Here is a 21,800-nt window from a genome sequence, read left to right as displayed (position 1 = left end):
CCTCCTGTGAATGCAAGCGACCTGATGATTTTAAACGCTTTCTGCCTCAGTTGCTGTGACACTACCCTTATGAACGGTTTTTCCCGCAAGATAACGTTCGCGGAAGCAGGAGAAGTGACTGCCCAGCGCGCCGGCCGCCTGGGTATCGCCCGCCAGATCCAGTAGCGCTATGGCGACTTCAGCGGTGCAATATTGACCGTCGGCATGCGCTTCACGCAAGCGATAGGCCGAAACACGCGACAGATCGACGGAAATCACCGGCAGCGCATCAAGATAAGGGCTTTTGCGAAACATCTTTCTTGCTTCGGTCCAGGTGCCGTCGAGCATAATAAACAGCGGCGGCTTACCGGATGGTGGCGCCGTAAGTACCTGACGTTGTTCGCCTGCATATGATGCCGGGAAAACGACCATGGGCTGATAGTCCGGGCTTGCCACCAGGTCGAGCAGAGCCTGAGGTGGCTCAGTGCGCGACCACTGAAACGCTGCGGTGTTGGGCAGAATATCGGCGATCAAACGCCCTGTGTTGCTGGGCTTCATCGGTTCGGTATCGAACATGACCAGACAAAAGCGGCTTTTCGCCTCGCTCGGCGCAAGCGTTTCGCACAGACACACTTTCAGCGGTAAAAGGCAGCGCTGGCAGCGGCGAATACGATTGCCTCGGGCCAGAAAAGGGCGGGTGGCGCGCGCAAGGCGCTCGGCGCGTAATTGAAGTACAGCGTTATCAGTCATGGGCGAAAAGGCAGGAAAAACCCCATTTTCGCAGAGGAGAGAACGGGGCACAAGATATGCCCCGCGAATGTTACAGGGATTCGTTTAACCAGCTGTCGAAAGGCGCTTTTGGTACTGCACCATTGAGCATGTCGATCACTTCACCATTTTTGAAAATCATAATGGTTGGAATGCTGCGAATGCGAAAACGGGCGCTGAGTTCACGTTCCGCTTCGGTATTCACTTTGACAAAACGCATTTTCCCGCTGCGCTCTTCAGCTACGTCTTCGAAGATGGGCGCAAAGTTACGGCAGGGGCCGCACCACGGTGCCCAGAAATCGACCACAACAGGCAGATCGTCCTTGAGGAGTTTGTCCAGCGTAGCACCCGTCGCGTTAATGACATCGCCATCAAATAATTCGTGGCCACAACGCCCGCATTTCGCACCGTCATCCATCCGATCGTCCGGAATGCGGTTTAAAGCCTGACAGTTGGCACATACGGTATTCATAACTAACCTCTGATAGAGCCGTGGAACAACGGCAGAACGCCGATAATGTTTCTGATATGTTACATATTATCAGTGAGCCTGTATGAAACGACAACGCGTTTTATTCAATGGGAACAATAGTCACAGGCTTTTGTACGAAATTATGGCTATGAGCTTGCACATCGGGTAATCTGCGCGCTTCGCGCAGCGCTGGTGGAGAAAAGCATGAACGACGAAATGAAAAACAAAAGCGGCAAGGTCAAAGTGATGTATGTCCGCAGTGATGATGACTCTGATAAACGCACCCAAAATCCGCGTACCGGAAAAGGTGGCGGGCGTCCGGCGTCTTCTCGTGCAGACGGTGGCCGTCGCCCCGCCCGCGATGACAGAAATAACCGCGGCGATGACCGCAAACGTGATGACCGTAAGCGTGACGATCGCAAACGCGATGATTTTGTCCGCGACGGTGGATCGCCATGGCGTACCGTTTCTCGCGCGCCCGGTGAAGAGACGACCGAAAAAGCCGATCACGGCGGTATCAGCGGAAAAAGCTTTATCGATCCGGAAGTGCTGCGTCGTCAGCGTGCGGAAGAGACCCGTGTCTACGGTGAGAACGCCTGTCAGGCCCTGTTCCAGAGCCGCCCGGAGTGTATCGTTCGTGCATGGTTTATCCAGAGCGTGACCCCGCGCTTTAAAGAAGCGCTGCGCTGGATGGCGGCGAACCGCAAAGCCTACCACGTGGTTGACGATGCCGAGCTGACAAAAGCGTCCGGTACAGAACACCACGGCGGCGTCTGCTTCCTGATCAAAAAACGTAACGGCACTACCGTGCAGCAGTGGGTTAGCCAGGCGGATGCCGATGACTGCGTGCTGGCGCTGGAAGATGTTGGTAACCCGCATAACCTGGGCGCTATGATGCGTAGCTGCGCGCACTTTGGCGTGAAAGGCGTTCTGTTGCAGGATGCCGCGCTGCTGGAATCCGGTGCGGCGATTCGTACCGCGGAAGGTGGTGCAGAGCACGTTCAGCCGATCACCGGCGACAGCGTGCTGGAAGCCCTTGAACAATTCCGTAACGCGGGCTACACCATTGTCACCACCTCAAGCCGTGCCGCTACGCCGTTGTTTAAAGCGACGTTGCCGCGCAAAATGGTGCTGGTGTTAGGTCAGGAGCGCGATGGTCTGTCTGATGCGGCACTCTCCAGCGCTGACCTGAGCGTCTCTATCGACGGCACTGGCAACGTTGAAAGCCTGAACGTATCCGTTGCGACCGGCGTGCTGCTGGCGGAATGGTGGCGTCAGAACAAGGCATAAGCCTTTTATGTGCCGGGCCTGACCCGGCACATTCAAACCCTACTCGCTCTCTGCCGGTAACACAGGCATCCAGTCAATCGGCTTTTCGCCACGCTTTTCCAGCCACTCATTCGTCAGAACAAAATGATTACTGCCAAAGAAACCACGATGCGCAGACAGCGGCGACGGGTGCGGCGCCTTCAGCACGTGATGACGCTGACGATCGATAATCGCCCCTTTCTTTTGGGCATGCGAACCCCAGAGTAAAAACACGACGCCTTCACGATGCTCATTGATCAGGCTGATAACCTTATCGGTAAAGGTTTCCCATCCCAGACTGGCGTGGGAGTGTGCCTGACCCGCCCGGACGGTTAATACGGTATTCAGCAACAGCACGCCCTGGCGCGCCCAGCTTTCCAGATAACCGTGATTAGGGCGGGTGAAACCCGGAATCGTTCCTTCCAGCTCTTTATACATATTCAGCAGAGAAGGTGGGATGGCCACGCCCGGACGCACGGAAAATGCCAGTCCGTGAGCCTGCCCGGGGCCGTGGTACGGATCCTGCCCCAGGATAACCACCTTTACATCGCTCAGTTCGGTGTAGCGGAAGGCGTTAAACACATCTTTCTGCGGCGGATAAATTGTCTGGCCGGCCTGCCGTTCAGCCGCAACGGTACTGAGGGTATTTATAAAATAGGGCTGCTGCTTCTCTTCAGCCAGCACGTCATGCCAGGTTAAAGGTGTTGTCATCTCGCTCTCCTGCGAATCTCATTCTGTGTCTAGCTTACCTGTTAAACCCCAACGAGCAAAATTACCCGCGGAAAAGCAGGCTAAGTGACTCAATTTATGTTGAAAACCAGGCAGGATAAGTTGAATTAGTAACCCTTTAAAATTGATCTAAAACAAAAAATACAGACCACACTCTTTGTGTGGTTGGTGGTTTTGTTGATTTAAATCAATAAATCACCCGGGTCTGAATGTTATATATACACACAACAAACAATGGTTTTACCAATTGGCCGCAAAAGGCCAGCATCAGTTAATGTAGCCTAAGGGAGGCAACACATGATTACAGGTATCCAGATTACTAAAGCTGCAAATGACGATCTGCTGAACTCTTTCTGGCTGCTGGACAGCGAGAAAAACGAAGCGCGCTGTGTAGTAGCGAAAGCAGGTTTTGCGGAAGACGAAATCGTTCCGGTGAGCAAACTGGGCGAAATTGAATACCGTGAAATTCCAATGCAAGTGCAGCCAGAAGTACGCGTGGAAGGTGGTCAGCACCTGAACGTTAACGTCCTGCGTCGCGAAACGCTGATGGATGCCGTTGAGCACCCGGAAAAATACCCGCAGCTGACCATCCGTGTGTCTGGCTATGCGGTGCGTTTCAACTCTCTGACCCCGGAACAGCAGCGCGACGTTATCGCGCGTACCTTTACTGAAAGCCTGTAAGGTTTCAGCTTTGGGGGTGGAATAAAAAAGCCGGGAATGTCCCGGCTTTTTTTTACTCTTCCGTTTTTGTCTCTGACGCAGCAGAGCTTGGCTTACGGCGCTTACCAATATTTTTGGTATCGCGGTGGCGCTGTTTAACGCGCGGCTTCTCTTTTTCTTTCTCTTTTCTCTCAGCACGTTTCGCGAGCGCTTTCTTGGACGGTTTACCCGTCATTTTTTCACTCGGCGCACGTGTGGTCGGACGAAGTCCGTCAATCACGCGAGCTTTCAGCGGCTCCTCAACGTAGCGGCCAATTTTCTGTAGCAGCAAATGGTCGTGCGCTTCTACCAGAGAGATAGCAATACCTTTGCGGCCCGCACGGCCGGTACGACCAATACGGTGCAGGTAAGTATCACCGCTGCGCGGCATATCAAAGTTGATCACGTGGCTCACGTCCGGGATGTCGATCCCGCGCGCGGCAACGTCGGTGGCAACCAGCACATTCACGCGGCCATCGGTCAGGCGCTTAATCCCTTCGGTACGCTTAACCTGCGCCATTTCACCTTCGAGATAGCAGTTGTTGATACCGGCATTGCGCAGCATTTCTGCCAGTTCATGCACGCGCTCACGTTTGCGCACGAATACGATGGTACGGGTTGCCTCTTCCTGCTTCAGCAGGTGTTTCAACAACTCAACCTTATGCTCAAGGTTATCTGCGCGGTAGTACCACTGGTGGATCTTCTTACGCTCACGGGTCGATGGCGTAGCGGACACTTCCACCGGATCTTCCAGCAGACGTTCGGCGAAATCTTTAATGGCATCCCCTTCAAGGGTTGCCGAGAACAGCATTGTCTGGTTACGCCAGCGCGTTTCACCCGCGATGTGTTCGATGTCCTGGGCAAAGCCCATGTCCAGCATGCGGTCAGCTTCATCGAGAATCAGCGTTTCCACTGCGCGGCAGTCGAAGTTCTCTTCTTTTATGTATTGCAGCAGACGGCCTGTCGTCGCGACAACGATATCCTGGTTTTCGCTGAACACTTCGGCGTGGTTCATATACGCTACGCCGCCGGTGATGGTCGCGATATCCAGATGGGTGTTCGCCGCCAGCTCACGCGCGTGTTCGGCAACCTGCATCGCCAGTTCACGGGTCGGGGTCAGGATCAAAATGCGCGGCGGGCCTGATTTTTTACGCGGAAAGTCGAGCAAATGCTGCAACACAGGCAGCAAGTAGGCTGCTGTCTTCCCCGTGCCGGTTGGCGCAGAACCGAGCACATCGCGGCCCTCAAGCGCAGGCGGAATGGCCGCGGCCTGAATGGCGGTCGGGCGTGTAAAGCCTTTGCTCTCAAGGGCATTGAGCAGGCTTTCATCGAGTTCAAGTTCGGAAAAAGTCGTTACAGTCATGTTCTACCTCTGTGTGGGGCGCTGATTATAGACGTTACGGCTGTAATCTTCATCTGTTTGTATGGATATCGCTTTTCGACCACTTCGCTTTCCCCTATGCTACTCCAGTTTCACTCAGAAGGTTGCCCTGACATGTCTCAACTCAAAGCGCAGTTGCGCCGCGATGGTTTTACGTTTAAACAGTTTTTTGTGGCGCACGATCGTTGTGCGATGAAAGTCGGTACAGACGGTATTTTACTGGGGGCATGGGCTCCTGTCGCAGGTGTAAAACGCATTCTGGATATTGGTACGGGCAGCGGACTTCAGGCGCTGATGCTGGCGCAGCGAACGGAAGAACACGTCACGATCGATGCCGTTGAGCTTGATCCTCAGGCGGCCCGGCAGGCAAGTGAAAACGCTGCCGACTCTCCGTGGGCAGAACGCATCAGGGTAGAATGCGCCGATGTCCTGACCTGGGCGCCGGAGCAGACCGCGCGTTACGATTTGATTGTCAGCAATCCGCCGTATTTCACGCCAGGCGTGGAATGTGGCACGCCGGAACGCGAGCAGGCACGTTACACCGGCTCGCTCGATCACAAGGCGCTACTGACCAGTGCGGCGGAGCTCATCTCGGAAGAGGGATTTTTCTGCGTGGTCTTGCCTGAAAGCACGGGTAATACCTTCATTGAGATCGCACATGAGATCGGCTGGAATCTGCGTCTTCGTACCGATATTTCGGATACGGAAGGACGCTTACCGCACCGCGTGTTGCTGGCACTCTCGCCGAAAGAGGGCGAGTGCTTTATCGACAGGATGGTCATTCGTGGGCCAGACCAGCGTTATTCCGAAGATTACACAGCTCTGACCCAGGCCTTTTATCTGTTTATGTGAACCTGCGGCGTCAACACCGACGGCCCGGACGTTTCAAGCGGTTCGGGATAGTCCAGCGTATAATGCAGGCCACGGCTCTCTTTGCGCATCATTGCACAGCGCACAATCAACTCGGCAACCTGCACAAGGTTGCGCAGCTCCAGCAGATTATTAGAAACGCGGAAGTTGGCGTAATATTCATCGATTTCCTGCTGCAACATCATGATGCGGCGTAACGCGCGTTCCAGACGCTTCGTTGTACGTACAATCCCGACATAATCCCACATGAAAAGCCGCAGCTCGTGCCAGTTATGCTGGATTACCACCAGTTCGTCCGGGTTTTCTACCCGACTTTCATCCCATGCCGGCAAGTGTGTTGTCGGACGTGCATAGGGCATGCGTTTGGTAATATCTTCCGCAGCCGACCACCCATACACCAGACACTCCAGCAGCGAGTTTGAGGCCATGCGATTCGCACCATGCAGGCCGGTATAGCTGACCTCGCCGATCGCATACAAACCATCCACGTCGGTACGACCATGATCGTCAACCATCACTCCGCCACAGGTATAGTGGGCGGCAGGTACAATCGGCACCGGATCGCGGGTTAGATCAATACCCAGACTCAGCAGCTTTTCATAAATCATCGGGAAGTGCTGGCGAATAAAGTCTGCCGGTTTATGGCTAATGTCCAGATACATACAGTCCACGCCAAGCCGCTTCATCTCGTGGTCAATGGCGCGGGCCACGATATCCCGCGGTGCCAGTTCACCTCGGGGGTCGAAGTCCGGCATAAACCTGGAACCGTCCGGACGCTTCAGATACGCGCCTTCGCCACGCAACGCTTCAGTTAACAGGAAGTTACGCGCCTGCGGGTGGAACAGGGCGGTAGGATGGAACTGGTTAAACTCCAGATTCGCCACGCGGCAACCTGCGCGCCAGGCCATGGCGATACCGTCTCCGGAGGCGATATCCGGGTTAGTCGTGTACTGGTAAACCTTGGAGGCGCCGCCGGTGGCCAGCACAACGGCTTTTGCCTGGCAGGTTTCCACCTTCTCTTTATTCCGATTCCACACCCATGCGCCGACAACACGGCGCGTGCCGGGCAGGCCAATTTTATCGGAAATAATCAGGTCGACGGCGTTGCTGCGCTCCAGCACCCGAATATTGGGATGGCTGAGGGCTTTGCTGACCAGCGTGGTTTCAACCGCTTTTCCGGTTGCATCAGCAGCGTGCAGAATACGGCGGTGGCTGTGCCCGCCTTCACGGGTCAGGTGATAGCTCTCTTCACCATTAGGCTGAACCTGCGTATCAAACAGCACGCCCTGATCGATAAGCCATTGCACGCAGTGGCGGGCATTGCTGGCGACAAACTCTGCGGCATGCTCATCCACGATCCCGGCACCGGCAATCAGGGTGTCTTCTACGTGCGAGGCAATGCTATCCGTTTCATCAAACACCGCGGCAATACCGCCTTGTGCATAGAAGGTGGAACCTTCGCTCATCGGCCCTTTACTCAGCACGATTACGTTCTGATGTTCCGCCAGGCGCAGTGCGAGGGAGAGGCCGGCAGCACCGCTGCCAATGATCAGTACATCACAATGAAGTTCAGGCGTCGTGTTCATGATGTTTGTTTAATTTACTAAACATGGTGTGGGGAGAATAGCATTGCGATGCGAGATATCGCACGTTTTTTTTGAGGTGTGTTGCAATGACTAAACGGAATCCCGGAGGTTAAATCTGCGCTAAATGGCCGGAAATATTTTGCGAAGCAGATCGTTAGCTTCAGATTTTGTGGTGAAATAAAGCCTGTGTTGCGTTACTCTTCTGACGATAAAGTTAATGATTCTTGTCAGAAAGCGGGTGCGTATCGTGAACAGACTTATAATGAGAGAAAATGAATGGTCTGCGGCGCGATGAACAAAAACAAAGGCGTTACGGAACTTATTGAAGAACAGACACTCTAATTCGGTGCTTGCTCAAAGTGCAATGTTGTTAGAGTGGCGTTTCGATAACGCGTGGAATTTGGTTTGGGGAGACATTACCTCGGATGAGCGAGCAGTTAACGGACCAGGTCCTGGTTGAACGGGTCCAGAAGGGAGATCAGAAAGCTTTTAACCTACTGGTGGTGCGCTACCAGCATAAGGTAGCGAGTCTGGTTTCCCGCTATGTGCCGTCAGGCGATGTTCCTGATGTTGTACAAGAGTCTTTTATTAAGGCCTATCGCGCGCTGGATTCATTCCGGGGGGATAGTGCTTTTTATACCTGGCTGTATCGTATTGCAGTCAATACGGCTAAGAATTATTTGGTTGCTCAGGGCCGGCGTCCGCCTTCAAGTGATGTTGACGCTATCGACGCAGAAAACTTCGAAAGTGGCGGCGCGCTGAAAGAAATTTCGAACCCTGAGAACTTAATGTTGTCAGAAGAACTGAGACAAATCGTTTTTCGCACGATCGAGTCGCTCCCGGAAGATTTACGCATGGCAATTACGTTACGGGAGCTGGATGGCCTAAGCTATGAAGAGATAGCCGCCATCATGGATTGTCCGGTCGGCACGGTTCGTTCACGAATTTTCCGTGCGCGAGAAGCCATTGATAATAAAGTTCAACCGCTTATCAGGCGTTGACGATAGCGGGATACTGGAAAAGGTATTAGGCATGCAGAAAGAAAAACTTTCCGCTTTAATGGATGGTGAAACGCTGGATAATGAGCTGCTCGATGAGTTGTCTCATTCTCCCGAAATGCAACAGACCTGGGAGAGCTATCATCTTATCCGCGACACGCTGCGCGGTGATACCAGTGAGGTTCTCCATTTCGATATCTCAGCACGCGTTATGGCGGCCATTGAGAACGAACCTGTTCATCAGACCACGTCGCTGATTCCTGAAGCGCAGCCTGCACCTCACCAGTGGCAGAAAATGCCGTTCTGGCACAAGGTGCGTCCATGGGCCAGCCAGCTCACCCAGATGGGGGTCGCTGCGTGCGTATCGCTTGCAGTTATCGTTGGGGTCCAGCACTATAACACTCAGTCTGAAGCCAATCAGCAACCTGAAGCGCCAGTGTTTAATACGCTGCCGATGATGGGTAAAGCCAGCCCGGTTAGCCTGGGCGTACCGGCAGATGCCTCCGCAAGCGGCGGACAGCAACAGCAGGTACAGGAGCAGCGCCGTCGCATTAATGCGATGTTGCAGGATTACGAGTTGCAGCGCCGTCTGCACTCCGAGCAGCTTCAGTTTGAGCAGGCCCAAACCCAGCAGGCTGCTGTGCAGGTGCCAGGAAACCAAACTTTAGGAACGCAATCGCAGTAATGAAGCAACTTTGGTTCGCCATGTCTTTGATGGCGGGTAGCCTGTTCTTCTCTGCTAACGCCTCGGCTGATGTTTCATCCGGGGCGTTGTTGCAGCAAATGAATCTGGCCAGCCAGTCACTCAATTACGAGTTGGCATTTATCAGCATCAATAAGCAGGGTGTCGAATCGTTACGCTATCGCCACGCCCGCCTTGATAACCAGCCGCTCGCCCAGCTTTTACAGATGGATGGCCCGCGTCGGGAAGTGGTCCAGCGTGGGAACGAAATCAGCTATTTCGAGCCTGGCCTTGAGCCGTTTACGCTCAATGGTGACTACATCGTTGACTCCCTGCCGTCGCTCATTTACACCGATTTTAAACGTCTCGCCCCCTACTATGATTTTATCTCGGTGGGGCGAACGCGTATTGCCGACAGGCTGTGCGAAGTGATCCGCGTTGTTGCGCGGGATGGGACGCGTTACAGCTATATCGTCTGGATTGACGCAGAGACGAAGCTGCCGATGCGCGTTGATCTGCTCGATCGCGACGGTGAAACGCTGGAGCAGTTCCGTGTGATCTCCTTTGACGTAAACAGTCAGGTCGGCAACAGCATGCAGAATCTGGCCAAAGCCAGCCTGCCGCCTTTGCTTTCCGTGCCTGCCGGCGATTCTGTCAATTTTAACTGGGTACCATCCTGGATCCCGCAAGGGTTCAGCGAAGTTTCCAGCAGTCGTCGCCAGCTGCCTACTATCGAAACTCCGGTTGAGTCGCGACTCTATTCCGATGGGCTGTTTAGCTTCTCGGTGAATATTAATCGCGCTACGGCGAACAGTTCCGAACAGATGCTCCGTACCGGTCGCCGGACGGTCAGCACGACGGTGCGCGATAATGCGGAAATTACCATTGTCGGTGAATTACCGCCGCCAACGGCAAAACGTATTTCCGACAGCATTAAATTCAGGGCTGCGCAATGATTAAAGAGTGGGCCACGGTCGTATCCTGGCAGGATGGCGTAGCGCTTGTTAGCTGTGACGTTAAAGCATCATGCAGCAGTTGCGCTTCGCGAGCCGGTTGCGGCAGCCGCGTGTTGAATAAGCTGGGGCCGCAAACGTCGCACACTATTGCTGTGCCGAGCGATCAGCCGCTGGTGGCAGGGCAAAAAGTGGAGCTGGGCATCGCTGAAGGTAGCCTGCTCACTTCCGCCATGCTGGTTTACCTTTCTCCGCTGGCAGGTCTGTTCGTGATGGGCGGGGTTTTCCAGATGCTGTTCGGCACAGATTTGGCCGCCATGTGCGGGGCCGCGTTGGGCGGCGTGGGCGGGTTCTGGCTTGCTAAAGGTGTTTCCCCAAGGCTTGCCGCCCGGGAAGCGTGGCAGCCCGTTATCCTCAGCGTTGCACTGGCACCCGACCAACTTCGTGTTGAGACGCTCTCTTCTGAGGCCCGGTGATCTGCCGGGCTTTATTATTATTTACATCGCAATAAAGAAAACGCCGTCTCTTCGCGCTATACCTGGCTCTAAGTGCAGTTCCAGCTGACGAGGATGTAGTGTAGAATGCTGCGTTTTCGCACTGAAAAACGTCAGGCTAAGAACAGCGGCCTCCAGGAATTCGTAAGGCATAATTATTTAACTATATGAAGAACATACGTAACTTTTCGATCATTGCTCACATTGACCACGGTAAGTCGACGCTGTCTGACCGTATTATCCAGATTTGCGGTGGCCTGTCTGATCGTGAAATGGCAGCCCAGGTTCTGGACTCCATGGACCTGGAACGCGAACGCGGTATTACCATCAAAGCGCAGAGCGTGACGCTCGACTATAAAGCTTCCGATGGTGAAACCTATCAGCTGAACTTTATCGACACCCCAGGGCACGTTGACTTCTCTTATGAAGTGTCACGCTCGCTGGCGGCCTGCGAAGGCGCGCTGCTGGTGGTGGATGCCGGACAGGGCGTAGAGGCCCAGACGCTGGCAAACTGCTACACCGCCATGGAAATGGATCTCGAAGTGGTGCCGGTTCTGAATAAAATCGACCTGCCAGCCGCCGATCCTGAGCGCGTAGCGGAAGAGATTGAAGACATCGTCGGTATTGATGCGACCGATGCTGTGCGCTGCTCGGCGAAAACCGGCGTCGGCGTTCCGGATGTACTGGAACGTCTGGTGCGTGATATTCCGCCGCCGGAAGGTGACCCGGATGCGCCGCTACAGGCGCTGATCATCGACTCCTGGTTTGATAACTACCTCGGCGTTGTTTCGCTGGTGCGTATTAAAAACGGCACCATGCGTAAAGGCGACAAAATCAAGGTCATGAGCACCGGCCAGGTCTACAACGCTGACCGTCTGGGCATCTTCACGCCAAAACAGGTTGACCGTACCGAGCTGAAATGCGGCGAAGTGGGCTGGCTGGTCTGTGCCATTAAAGACATCCTCGGCGCGCCGGTGGGTGATACCCTGACCGGTGCACGTAACCCGGCAGATAAAGCGCTGCCAGGCTTCAAAAAGGTGAAACCGCAGGTTTATGCGGGTCTGTTCCCGGTCAGCTCTGACGATTACGAAAACTTCCGCGATGCGCTCGGAAAGCTGAGCCTCAACGATGCCTCCCTGTTCTACGAGCCAGAAAGCTCAACGGCGCTGGGCTTCGGCTTCCGCTGTGGCTTCCTCGGTCTGCTGCACATGGAGATCATTCAGGAACGTCTGGAGCGTGAATACGATCTGGATCTGATCACCACCGCCCCGACGGTTGTCTACGAAGTAGAAACCACGTCGAAAGAGGTGATCTACGTCGACAGCCCGTCCAAGCTCCCGCCGCTGAATAATATTCAGGAACTGCGCGAGCCTATCGCAGAGTGTCACATGCTGCTGCCGCAGGAGTTCCTCGGCAACGTGATCACCCTGTGTATTGAGAAGCGTGGCGTGCAGACCAACATGGTTTACCACGGTAACCAGGTGGCGCTGACCTATGAAATTCCGATGGCGGAAGTAGTGCTCGACTTCTTCGACCGTCTGAAGTCTACCTCCCGTGGCTATGCGTCGCTGGACTACAACTTCAAACGCTTCCAGGCCTCGAACATGGTTCGCGTGGATGTACTGATCAACGGCGAGCGTGTTGATGCCCTGGCGCTGATCACCCACAACGATAACGCACCGTACCGTGGTCGTGAGCTGGTTGAGAAGATGAAAGATCTCATCCCGCGTCAGCAGTTTGACATTGCGATTCAGGCGGCCATTGGTAACCACATCATTGCCCGTTCAACCGTGAAGCAGCTGCGTAAAAACGTTCTGGCTAAGTGCTATGGCGGCGACGTCAGCCGTAAGAAAAAGCTGTTGCAGAAGCAGAAAGAAGGTAAGAAGCGTATGAAGCAGGTCGGTAACGTTGAGCTGCCGCAGGAAGCATTCCTTGCCATCCTTCATGTTGGTAAAGACGGTAACGGTAAATAACCTTAAGGAGTTGGCATGGCGAACATGTTTGCCCTGATCCTGGTCATCGCTACCCTGGTGACAGGTCTGTTGTGGTGCCTGGATAAGTTTATCTTCGCCCCAAAACGCCGTGAACGTCAGGCTGCCGCGCAGGCAGCCACGGGCGATGCGCTGGACGCGAAAACCCTGAAAAAAGTCGGCCCAAAACCGGGCTGGCTGGAAACAGGGGCATCGGTATTCCCGGTGCTGGCGATTGTGCTGGTGGTGCGTTCTTTTATCTATGAACCGTTCCAGATCCCGTCAGGATCGATGATGCCAACGCTGCTGATCGGTGATTTCATTCTGGTTGAGAAGTTTGCCTATGGCATCAAAGATCCGATCTACCAGAAAACGCTGATCGAAACGGGTCATCCGAAACGTGGCGACATCGTGGTGTTTAAATATCCGGAAGATCCACGGCTGGATTATATTAAACGCGCGGTAGGTCTGCCGGGCGATAAAGTAACCTACGATCCGGTGGCGAAAGAGGTGACCATTCAGCCAGGCTGTAGCTCTGGAACTGCATGTGAAAATGCGCTGCCAGTCACTTACTCCAACGTTGAGCCAAGTGATTTTGTGCAGACCTTTGCCCGCCGTAACGGCGGTGAAGCGACCAGCGGATTCTTCCAGGTGCCAAAAGGTGAAACCAAAGAGAACGGTATTCGTCTGGTTGAACGGAAAGAGACGCTGGGCGATGTCACTCACCGCATTCTGACCGTGCCAATCGCACAGGATCAACTGGCAATGTACTACCAGCAGCCAGGCCAACAGCTGGCGACCTGGATTGTGCCGCCGGGACATTACTTCATGATGGGTGACAACCGCGATAACTCTGCGGACAGCCGTTACTGGGGCTTTGTGCCGGAAGCGAATCTGGTCGGTAAAGCAACCGCTATCTGGATGAGTTTTGAGAAGCAGGAAGGCGAGTGGCCGACCGGCGTTCGCCTGAATCGTATTGGCGGAATTCATTAATTTTCGTCAAAAATAACACGTAGCGGCTTTTATTCGCCGCTACGTGAATTATTTCAGCGATAAATCTCTTTGAACTAACGACATCCCCTGTCGTTGTGTATAGAATATTCCCCCGAAGTTTAAGGTTGGCCCTGCAAGGGTGCCACGGCACACGAAACCGCGTTGGTTTTCTCAGGTCGGTTTCGTGTGCTGCATTTTTGACGCATTCATTTATTGGTATCGCATGAACCCCATCGTAATTAATCGGCTTCAACGGAAGCTGGGCTACACTTTTCATCATCAGGAGTTGTTGCAACAGGCATTAACCCATCGCAGTGCCAGCAGCAAACATAATGAGCGTCTCGAGTTTTTAGGCGACTCTATTTTAAGTTTCGTGATTGCAAATGCGCTTTATCATCGTTTTCCGCGTGTGGACGAAGGTGATATGAGCCGCATGCGCGCCACGCTGGTGCGCGGCAATACCCTCGCTGAAATCGCACGCGAGTTTGAGCTGGGTGAATGTCTGCGTCTGGGGCCAGGTGAGCTGAAAAGTGGTGGTTTCCGTCGTGAATCCATCCTTGCCGATACGGTCGAGGCATTGATCGGTGGCGTGTTCCTGGACAGCGATATACAGACCGTAGAAAAGCTGATCCTGAACTGGTATCAGACCCGCCTGGACGAAATCAGCCCGGGCGATAAACAAAAAGATCCTAAAACGCGTCTGCAAGAATATTTGCAGGGTCGTCATCTGCCGCTGCCATCCTATCTGGTGGTGCAGGTACGTGGCGAAGCGCACGATCAGGAATTTACCATCCATTGCCAGGTCAGTGGCCTGAGTGAACCGGTGGTCGGCACGGGTTCAAGCCGTCGTAAGGCTGAACAGGCTGCCGCCGAACAGGCGTTAAAAATGCTGGAGCTGGAATGAGCATCGACAAAACCTATTGCGGATTTATTGCCATCGTCGGACGTCCGAACGTTGGCAAATCCACCCTGCTGAATAATCTGCTTGGGCAGAAGATTTCTATCACCTCGCGTAAGGCGCAGACCACGCGTCACCGCATCGTCGGTATCCATACTGAAGGCGCGTATCAGGCGATTTACGTCGATACCCCGGGCCTGCACATGGAAGAGAAGCGCGCCATCAACCGTCTGATGAACAAGGCGGCGAGCAGCTCCATTGGCGACGTAGAGCTGGTGATTTTCGTTGTGGAAGGCACCCGCTGGACGCCGGACGACGAAATGGTCCTGAACAAGCTGCGCGACGGCAAAACGCCGGTGATCCTCGCGGTCAATAAAGTGGACAATGTGCAGGAAAAAGCCGATCTGCTGCCGCACCTGCAATGGCTGGGCAGCCAGATGAACTTCCTCGACATCGTTCCGCTGTCTGCGGAGACGGGTCTGAACGTTGATACCATCGCGGGCATCGTGCGCAAGCATCTGCCGGAAGCGACTCATCACTTCCCTGAAGACTACATCACCGATCGCTCTCAGCGTTTTATGGCGTCTGAAATCATCCGTGAGAAGCTGATGCGTTTCCTGGGCGCTGAACTGCCGTACTCTGTGACGGTGGAGATCGAGCGTTTCCAGAGCAACGAGCGCGGCGGTTACGATATTAACGGTCTGATCCTCGTTGAGCGTGAAGGGCAGAAGAAGATGGTGATCGGTAATAAAGGCGCCAAGATCAAAACTATCGGAATCGAAGCCCGTAAAGACATGCAGGACATGTTTGAAGCACCGGTTCACCTGGAACTGTGGGTGAAAGTGAAATCTGGCTGGGCCGATGATGAGCGTGCGCTGCGCAGCCTCGGTTACGGCGAAGATCAGTAACCTAAGACGACGAGCATATGGATGGATGGCAGCGCGCCTTTGTCCTGCATAGTCGTCCCTGGAGCGAAACCAGCCTGATGCTGGACGTCTTCACGGAAGAGTCCGGTCGCGTGCGCCTTGTTGCCAAAGGCGCACGATCCAGACGTTCTAATCTCAAAGGTGCCTTGCAGCCTTTCACCCCACTGCTGGTCCGCTTTGGCGGGCGAGGGGAAGTCAAAACCCTGCGCAGTGCTGAAGCCGTTTCCCTCGCGCTTCCTCTTTCTGGTATCACGCTCTACAGCGGTTTGTACGTCAACGAACTCATCTCACGGGTGCTTGAACATGAGACCCGCTTCTCTGAACTTTTCTTTGATTACCTGCACTGTATCCAGTCGCTCGCTGGCGCAACCGGCACTCCTGAGCCTGTGCTGCGTCGTTTCGAGCTGGCGCTGCTCGGTCACCTTGGATACGGTGTTGATTTTCTGCACTGCGCGGGGAGTGGGGACGAGGTAGAAGATACCATGACCTATCGCTATCGTGAGGAAAAGGGCTTTATTGCCAGTGTCGTCGTCGATAACAGCACCTTTACCGGGCGCCAGCTCAGAGCACTGTATGAACGCGAGTTCCCGGACGCCGACACCCTGCGTGCGGCAAAACGCTTTACCCGAATTGCGCTCAAGCCGTATCTTGGGGGCAAACCTTTAAAGAGCCGCGAATTATTCAGGCAGTTTATGCCGAAACGCTAATGTTTTACCCCTCACCCCAGCCCTCTCCCGGAGGGAGAGGGAGAAGGTAAATGAACAAAAATACCGAGGATTGTCATGGCTGAATTACTGTTAGGCGTCAACATCGACCACATTGCCACCCTGCGCAACGCGCGCGGCACGGCGTATCCGGATCCGGTTCAGGCGGCGTTTATCGCCGAGCAGGCTGGGGCGGACGGCATTACCGTCCACCTGCGTGAAGACCGTCGCCACATCACCGATCGCGACGTGCGTATCCTGCGCCAGACGCTGGATACCCGCATGAATCTGGAGATGGCAGTAACGGAAGAGATGCTGACGATTGCCTGCGATACGAAGCCGCATTTCTGCTGCCTGGTGCCGGAAAAACGACAGGAAGTGACCACCGAAGGCGGTCTGGATGTGGCCGGGCAGCTCGACAAAATGCGCGATGCCTGCAAACGCCTGGCGGATGCCGGTATCCTGGTTTCTCTCTTCATCGACGCCGATTTCACCCAGATTAAAGCCGCTGCCGACGTGGGCGCGCCGTATATTGAAATTCACACCGGCTGCTATGCCGATGCTGAAAACGACGCAGCGCAGGCGAAAGAGCTGGAGCGGATCGCCAAAGCGGCAACCTACGCCGCGAGCCTGGGACTGAAGGTTAACGCCGGTCACGGCCTGACCTATCACAACGTAAAAGCCATTGCTGCCCTGCCGGAAATGCACGAGCTGAACATCGGCCACGCTATCATTGGCCGTGCGGTGATGAGCGGTCTGAAAGACGCGGTTTCCGAGATGAAGCGTCTGATGCTGGAAGCGCGTCAGTAATGGCTATTCTGGGCTTAGGCACCGACATCGTTGAAATAGCCCGCATTGAAGCGGTGATCGCCCGGAGCGGCGATCGCCTCGCAAGACGCGTGCTGAGCGATAACGAATGGGCTATCTGGGAGGCGCATCAGCAGCCGGTGCGCTTTCTGGCAAAGCGTTTCGCGGTAAAAGAGGCGGCGGCGAAAGCGTTCGGCACGGGCATTCGTAACGGCCTGGCGTTTAACCAGTTTGAAGTGTTTAACGATGAGCTGGGTAAGCCACGTCTGCGTTTATGGGGCGAGGCGCTTAAGCTGGCGGAAAAGCTGGGCGTGGCGCACATGCACGTAACGCTTGCAGATGAACGCCACTACGCCTGTGCGACGGTGATTATCGAAGGTTAAATTTTGTCCGCATGGTGCATCAGGACAAACTTATCCCACAGCTGTTCTTCGTTCTCGACATGTGCCGGATCTTTTAAGATTGTATTGGGGATTGGGCACACCTTCTGGCAGGTCGGCGTCTCATAGTGGCCAATGCACTCGGTGCAGCGGTCGCTGTTAATCTCATAAATGCTGTCGCCCATCGAAATCGCCTCGTTCGGGCATTCGGGTTCGCACATATCGCAGTTGATGCATTTTTTGGTGATTAACAGCGCCATCAGGAAATTCTCAGAAACATCACAAACAGGGCGGGCATTATACGCTCATTCGTTGTTCAAACCAGTTTTTTTACCAGCTCTTCGCTGTGACGAATACGCTCTGGCGCACGCTCCAGATCCTGCTGAACCAGCGCCATAAACAGCAGGTCCGTTAGCATCATCTGCGCACTCGTCGACGAAATCGCCGCGCTGCGAGTGGCCTGTTCCTCGGCGATGGTATACAGACAGCGGGTGGCCCGCTGCTGGAGCGCATTCGGGCTGAAGCCAGTAATGGCCAGAATTTTTCCTCCTACGCGCAGGGCTTCGTCGGTAGCCATATTAATTTCACGGCGCTCGCCGGAATAGGAGATGGCCAGCAGTAAATCGTCAGGATCCATGGCCTGCACGGTCGCCAGCAGCGCGTGCATATCCTGTTCAACGATGGCGTTATAGCCGATTTTTGTCAGCTTCCAGCCAAAGTTACGCGCAACCAGTCCGGAGGCACCGATCCCGGTCAATACAATACGCCGCGCGTCGCGAAGCATGGCTACGCTTTCCAGCAGCTTCTCTTCCGTGTTCACATCCAGCGTGGCATGCATTGCCGCCACGTTCTCCTTGATCAGCTTTTCGCCGACCAGACGCATCGGATCGTCGCCGCGGATCTGGTTATGCACCGGCATTGACTGCGGATTAGGGTTGCTTACCAGTGCTTCACTGATCGCCAGTTTTAGCGCCGGAAAGCCTTTATAGCCTATCTTCTGGGCAAATTTCACCACGCTCGACTGGCTCACCCCGGCTTCACCTGCCAGCTGCTGGGAGCTGAGGTGTCGCGCGCGATCGGGCTGGGAAAGTAAATAATCCGCCAGCTTTTTGTCACTCTGGGCAAACCCTGCGTAGCGCTGGCGAATACGAATTAAACAGTTCATACGGTCTCCTGGCGAAAATGTGATTACCTGCGCAAATACGAATTATGCTCGCCTGAATGAATTTTATATTCCATTATAGTGCGTTTATTATGAATTAAAAATTCCAGAGGTAAATAACATGAATCTAGGCTCTCTTGTTTCTGAAACGCGTAACCCGCAAACCATGGATCTTGATGCACTGTCCACGCTGGAGCTGGTAAACCGCTTTAATCAACAGGATACCCTCGTCGCGCTGGCAGTCAAAGAGACATTGCCCGAGGTGGCGAAAGCCGTAGACGCCGCTGCCGACGCTCTGAAAGCAGGAGGACGCATTATTTATATGGGGGCGGGTACCAGTGGGCGCCTCGGTGTGCTGGATGCCTCAGAATGTCCCCCGACATTTGGCGTTCCGCACGGTCTGGTCGTTGGCCTGATTGCCGGTGGCCCCGGCGCGCTGCTGAAAGCGGTGGAAGGGGCAGAAGACAATAAACAGCTTGGGGAAGACGATCTCAGGGCGCTGAACCTGACCGCGCAGGATCTGGTCGTCGGGCTGGCGGCTTCTGGTCGTACGCCGTACGTCATTGGTGGGCTGGAATACGCCAGACAGACGGGATGTACCACGGTGGCCATCTCCTGTAACCCGGGCTCGCCGATTGCGCAGGTGGCCGCCATTGCCATCTCTCCGGTCGTCGGGCCGGAAGCGCTCACCGGCTCCACGCGCCTGAAATCCGGAACCGCACAGAAGCTGGTGCTCAATATGATCTCCACCGGCGCGATGGTGAAATTTGGCAAGGTCTACCAAAACCTGATGGTGGATATGCAGGCCACCAACGTCAAGCTGGTGGACAGAGCCTGCCGCATGGTGATGGAAGCGACAGGCGCCAGTCGTGAAGAGGCGGAAAAGGTGCTTCAGCAGACCGATCACGATGTAAAACCCGCCATTCTGATGATATTAACCGGGCTGGATGCAGCCGCGGCCAGAGCCAGGCTTGAAGCCCATCACGGGTTTTTACGGGCGGCATTAGAACATCAATAAGAGGCGTTTATGGACAAAACAGCAGCGCTCGCCAGCGACATCCTGCTTGGGATCGGTGGGGAAAAAAATATTCAGCGTCTGGAAAACTGCATGACGCGTGTACGCGTCGAGGTGTACAACGACGAAAAGCTTGATTTAACGCGCCTGAAGCAGCTCCCCGGCGTGAGCGGGTACGTTAAACAGGGGCAACAGCACCAGCTGATTGTCGGTCCGGGCAAAGCGGCGCAGGTGGTTGATGCCATGCGCGCCCTGATGACGGGCAGTGAAACGGCTCCCACCTTTGACGACGCGGAACGCACCAAAGCGCAGGCGAAAGCCAAATACAAAGCCCCCATGAGCGATGCGCTGCGCCAGCTGGCAAACGTCTTTATTCCTCTTATCCCGGCGTTTATCGCGTCGGGGCTGATCTCCGGGATTATCAATATCCTCAAGCGTCCGGATATTGTCGGGAATTTCGCCACCCAGTATCCGAACCTGCTGGGTATTCTGGCGATTTTCGGCAGCGCGGTGTTTGCCATCATGAATATTCTGGTGGGGGTGAACACGGCCAAAGTGTTCGGCGGCTCGCTGGCGATGGGCGGCGTAATGGCGGGTATCCTCTCCAGCCCGCAGCTGGCGCAGATTACGCTGTTTGGCGAGGCGCTTCAGCCTGGCCGCGGTGGGGTGATTGCCATGCTGCTGGTGGTCATTCTGATGTGCTGGATTGAGAAAAAGCTACGCGAGTTGCTGCCAGGCTCGATTGAACTGATCCTCAACCCGCTGCTGACCACATTGATTACCGGGAGCGTGGCGATTGTGGCGCTGCAACCGTTAGGCGGCGCGATCTCTGAAGCCATCGCCCACGGCGCGTCTCTGGCGATCGATCGCGGCGGGCTGCTGGTGGGGGCCGTGCTGTCCGGGACCTTCCTGCCGTTAGTGCTGACCGGTCTGCATCAGGGGCTGGTGCCGATTCACGTCGAACTGGTACAGGCGCACGGCTATAACGCCCTGCTGCCGATCCTGTCGATGGCTGGCGTTGGGCAGGTCGGCGCGGCCATCGCGGTGCTGATGAAAACCCGCAACGCGCGTTTAAAAAAGGTCATTAAAGGGGCGCTGCCGGTCGGGTTGCTCGGTATCGGCGAGCCGCTGATTTTCGGCGTGACCTTGCCGCTGGGTAAGCCGTTCCTGGCCGCCTGTCTCGGTGGGGCGGTGGGCGGGGCGTTAATCAGCTACTGGAAAGTGGCGACCGTCATTACCTTCGGGATCTCCGGGTTACCGCTGGCATTAACCATCGTGACCGGAAAAGTGATGCTCTATCTGTTAGGCTATCTGGTAGCGGTGATCGCCGGGTTCCTGTTTACCTGGCTGTTAGGATTCAACGACCCAGAGGAGTAAGGTTTGGCCAGTCACGAGCGTCGCGTTGTCTTTTTTGATCTGGATGGAACGCTGCATCAGCAGGATATGTTCGGCACCTTTATGCGCTACCTGCTACGGCGCCAGCCCCTTAACGCGTTGCTGGTATTACCCCTGTTACCCGTTATTGGCATCGCGCTGCTGGTGAAAGGCCGTGCAGCGCGCTGGCCGATGAGCCTGCTGCTCTGGGGATGCACGTTTGGTCATAGCGAAGCGCGCCTCAAGCAGCTCGAACAGGATTTTGCGCACTGGTTTCGCGGGCACGTCGCCGCGTTTCCCGTGGTACAGGCGCGCCTGACCAGCTATCTCGACGCCAATGATGCCGATATCTGGCTGATTACTGGCTCCCCGCAGACGCTGGTGGAGCAAGTCTATTTTGATACGCCCTGGCTGCCGCGCGTAAATCTTATCGCCACGCAGATCGCGCGCGGCTACGGCGGCTGGGTGCTCACCCTGCGCTGCCTCGGACATGAAAAAGTGGTGCAGCTGGAGAAACGCATCGGTACGCCGCTGCGTCTTTACAGCGGCTACAGCGACAGCAAGCAGGACAACCCGCTGCTCTATTTTTGCCAGCACCGCTGGCGCGTCACGCCTCTGGGCGAACTTCAGCAACTCGAATAGTCTTATCTGT

24 protein-coding genes are annotated in these 21,800 nt (G+C 55.1%); 17 read left to right on the top strand and 7 right to left on the bottom strand.

Features of this window, described 5'->3' with window-relative positions; translation table 11 throughout:
* Positions 1 to 30 precede the first annotated feature (30 nt).
* The gene (gene tapT / locus ACOTX4_RS09320; protein ID WP_003860734.1) at positions 31 to 729 is read right to left on the bottom strand and encodes a tRNA-uridine aminocarboxypropyltransferase; all 699 of its coding nucleotides are present in this window, start codon (positions 727 to 729) and stop codon (positions 31 to 33) included.
* A gap of 70 nt (positions 730 to 799) precedes the next feature.
* Entirely contained in the window at positions 800 to 1,219 is a 420-nt protein-coding gene (gene trxC / locus ACOTX4_RS09315) for a thioredoxin TrxC (RefSeq protein ID WP_003860733.1), read from the bottom strand.
* 204 nt (positions 1,220 to 1,423) lie between these two features.
* Between trxC and ACOTX4_RS09310 the strand changes: the two genes are divergently transcribed.
* Positions 1,424 to 2,509 (top strand): tRNA/rRNA methyltransferase, encoded by a 1,086-nt coding sequence (locus tag ACOTX4_RS09310; RefSeq protein ID WP_023314680.1) that lies wholly within the window; start codon positions 1,424 to 1,426, stop codon positions 2,507 to 2,509.
* A gap of 39 nt (positions 2,510 to 2,548) precedes the next feature.
* Here ACOTX4_RS09310 and ung read toward each other — a convergent pair whose 3' ends face one another.
* Positions 2,549 to 3,238 (bottom strand): uracil-DNA glycosylase, encoded by a 690-nt coding sequence (gene ung, locus ACOTX4_RS09305; protein ID WP_003860729.1) that lies wholly within the window; start codon positions 3,236 to 3,238, stop codon positions 2,549 to 2,551.
* Between the two features lie 315 nt (positions 3,239 to 3,553).
* Here ung and grcA point away from each other — a divergent pair, with 315 nt between their 5' ends.
* Entirely contained in the window at positions 3,554 to 3,937 is a 384-nt protein-coding gene (grcA, locus tag ACOTX4_RS09300; protein WP_003860727.1) for an autonomous glycyl radical cofactor GrcA, read from the top strand.
* Positions 3,938 to 3,989: 52 nt separating this feature from the next.
* Here the strand turns inward: grcA and srmB are convergent, their stop codons facing one another.
* Entirely contained in the window at positions 3,990 to 5,318 is a 1,329-nt protein-coding gene (srmB, locus tag ACOTX4_RS09295; protein ID WP_003860725.1) for an ATP-dependent RNA helicase SrmB, read from the bottom strand.
* A 132-nt stretch (positions 5,319 to 5,450) separates the two neighbouring features.
* On the opposite strand from srmB, the gene trmN reads away from it, so the two are divergent.
* A complete protein-coding gene (gene trmN, locus ACOTX4_RS09290; protein WP_003860724.1) occupies positions 5,451 to 6,188 on the top strand; it encodes a tRNA(1)(Val) (adenine(37)-N(6))-methyltransferase TrmN in 738 nt (245 codons plus the stop codon).
* Here trmN and nadB read toward each other — a convergent pair.
* The gene (gene nadB, locus ACOTX4_RS09285; RefSeq protein ID WP_003860722.1) at positions 6,173 to 7,792 is read right to left on the bottom strand and encodes an L-aspartate oxidase; all 1,620 of its coding nucleotides are present in this window, start codon (positions 7,790 to 7,792) and stop codon (positions 6,173 to 6,175) included. The genes trmN and nadB overlap by 16 nt on opposite strands.
* A gap of 425 nt (positions 7,793 to 8,217) precedes the next feature.
* Between nadB and rpoE the strand changes: the two genes are divergently transcribed.
* The 11 genes from rpoE to acpS all read left to right on the top strand — a co-directional run bounded on the left by rpoE (position 8,218) and on the right by acpS (position 17,600).
* Positions 8,218 to 8,793, top strand: a complete 576-nt coding sequence (gene rpoE, locus ACOTX4_RS09280; protein WP_006176728.1) for an RNA polymerase sigma factor RpoE — start codon at positions 8,218 to 8,220, stop codon at positions 8,791 to 8,793.
* A gap of 31 nt (positions 8,794 to 8,824) precedes the next feature.
* Positions 8,825 to 9,475: an anti-sigma-E factor RseA gene (gene rseA / locus ACOTX4_RS09275; RefSeq protein WP_063937762.1), complete on the top strand. Its 651-nt coding sequence runs from the start codon at positions 8,825 to 8,827 to the stop codon at positions 9,473 to 9,475.
* Positions 9,475 to 10,428 carry a sigma-E factor regulatory protein RseB gene (gene rseB, locus ACOTX4_RS09270; protein ID WP_003860717.1) on the top strand — a complete coding sequence of 318 codons (954 nt, stop codon included), beginning with the start codon at positions 9,475 to 9,477 and terminating at the stop codon, positions 10,426 to 10,428. The genes rseA and rseB overlap by 1 nt, the downstream gene beginning before the upstream one ends.
* Positions 10,425 to 10,901 carry a SoxR-reducing system protein RseC gene (gene rseC / locus ACOTX4_RS09265; RefSeq protein WP_006811609.1) on the top strand — a complete coding sequence of 159 codons (477 nt, stop codon included), beginning with the start codon at positions 10,425 to 10,427 and terminating at the stop codon, positions 10,899 to 10,901. The genes rseB and rseC overlap by 4 nt, the downstream gene beginning before the upstream one ends.
* Positions 10,902 to 11,086: 185 nt before the next feature.
* On the top strand, positions 11,087 to 12,892 hold the full coding sequence (gene lepA / locus ACOTX4_RS09260; RefSeq protein ID WP_003860714.1) for a translation elongation factor 4: 1,806 nt from the start codon (positions 11,087 to 11,089) through the stop codon (positions 12,890 to 12,892).
* Positions 12,893 to 12,907: 15 nt separating this feature from the next.
* Positions 12,908 to 13,882 carry a signal peptidase I gene (lepB, locus tag ACOTX4_RS09255; protein ID WP_003860712.1) on the top strand — a complete coding sequence of 325 codons (975 nt, stop codon included), beginning with the start codon at positions 12,908 to 12,910 and terminating at the stop codon, positions 13,880 to 13,882.
* A gap of 223 nt (positions 13,883 to 14,105) precedes the next feature.
* The gene (gene rnc, locus ACOTX4_RS09250) at positions 14,106 to 14,786 is read left to right on the top strand and encodes a ribonuclease III (RefSeq protein ID WP_003860711.1); all 681 of its coding nucleotides are present in this window, start codon (positions 14,106 to 14,108) and stop codon (positions 14,784 to 14,786) included.
* Positions 14,783 to 15,688, top strand: a complete 906-nt coding sequence (era, locus tag ACOTX4_RS09245; RefSeq protein ID WP_003860709.1) for a GTPase Era — start codon at positions 14,783 to 14,785, stop codon at positions 15,686 to 15,688. The genes rnc and era overlap by 4 nt, the downstream gene beginning before the upstream one ends.
* Before the next feature lie 17 nt (positions 15,689 to 15,705).
* Positions 15,706 to 16,413: a DNA repair protein RecO gene (gene recO, locus ACOTX4_RS09240; RefSeq protein WP_003860708.1), complete on the top strand. Its 708-nt coding sequence runs from the start codon at positions 15,706 to 15,708 to the stop codon at positions 16,411 to 16,413.
* A gap of 75 nt (positions 16,414 to 16,488) precedes the next feature.
* Positions 16,489 to 17,220 carry a pyridoxine 5'-phosphate synthase gene (pdxJ, locus tag ACOTX4_RS09235; RefSeq protein ID WP_045330528.1) on the top strand — a complete coding sequence of 244 codons (732 nt, stop codon included), beginning with the start codon at positions 16,489 to 16,491 and terminating at the stop codon, positions 17,218 to 17,220.
* Positions 17,220 to 17,600: a holo-ACP synthase gene (gene acpS / locus ACOTX4_RS09230; RefSeq protein ID WP_003860706.1), complete on the top strand. Its 381-nt coding sequence runs from the start codon at positions 17,220 to 17,222 to the stop codon at positions 17,598 to 17,600. Before pdxJ ends, acpS begins: the two co-directional genes overlap by 1 nt.
* Here the strand turns inward: acpS and ACOTX4_RS09225 are convergent.
* Together ACOTX4_RS09225 and ACOTX4_RS09220 are read right to left on the bottom strand one after the other, a co-directional pair.
* On the bottom strand, positions 17,597 to 17,857 hold the full coding sequence (locus ACOTX4_RS09225) for a YfhL family 4Fe-4S dicluster ferredoxin (protein ID WP_003860704.1): 261 nt from the start codon (positions 17,855 to 17,857) through the stop codon (positions 17,597 to 17,599). The genes acpS and ACOTX4_RS09225 overlap by 4 nt on opposite strands.
* 56 nt (positions 17,858 to 17,913) lie before the next feature.
* Positions 17,914 to 18,762: a MurR/RpiR family transcriptional regulator gene (locus ACOTX4_RS09220; protein ID WP_003860702.1), complete on the bottom strand. Its 849-nt coding sequence runs from the start codon at positions 18,760 to 18,762 to the stop codon at positions 17,914 to 17,916.
* Between the two features lie 118 nt (positions 18,763 to 18,880).
* Here ACOTX4_RS09220 and murQ point away from each other — a divergent pair, with 118 nt between their 5' ends.
* Genes murQ through yfhb form a run of 3 tightly spaced genes read left to right on the top strand, consistent with a single transcriptional unit; the run spans position 18,881 to position 21,790 of the window.
* Positions 18,881 to 19,777 carry an N-acetylmuramic acid 6-phosphate etherase gene (murQ, locus tag ACOTX4_RS09215; RefSeq protein WP_003860700.1) on the top strand — a complete coding sequence of 299 codons (897 nt, stop codon included), beginning with the start codon at positions 18,881 to 18,883 and terminating at the stop codon, positions 19,775 to 19,777.
* A 9-nt stretch (positions 19,778 to 19,786) separates the two neighbouring features.
* Positions 19,787 to 21,151, top strand: coding sequence for a PTS transporter subunit EIIC (locus ACOTX4_RS09210; protein ID WP_346399774.1), 1,365 nt, complete (start codon positions 19,787 to 19,789; stop codon positions 21,149 to 21,151).
* A 3-nt stretch (positions 21,152 to 21,154) separates the two neighbouring features.
* Positions 21,155 to 21,790, top strand: coding sequence for a phosphatidylglycerophosphatase C (gene yfhb / locus ACOTX4_RS09205; protein WP_003860696.1), 636 nt, complete (start codon positions 21,155 to 21,157; stop codon positions 21,788 to 21,790).
* The last annotated feature ends 10 nt before the right edge of the window (positions 21,791 to 21,800 follow it).

The sequence above is a fragment of the Enterobacter cloacae complex sp. IR5459 genome, assembly GCF_049238005.1.
In the GTDB taxonomy this organism is placed as follows: Bacteria; Pseudomonadota; Gammaproteobacteria; order Enterobacterales; family Enterobacteriaceae; genus Enterobacter; species Enterobacter hormaechei_C.
This window is presented reverse-complemented; position numbering and strand designations above follow the sequence as displayed.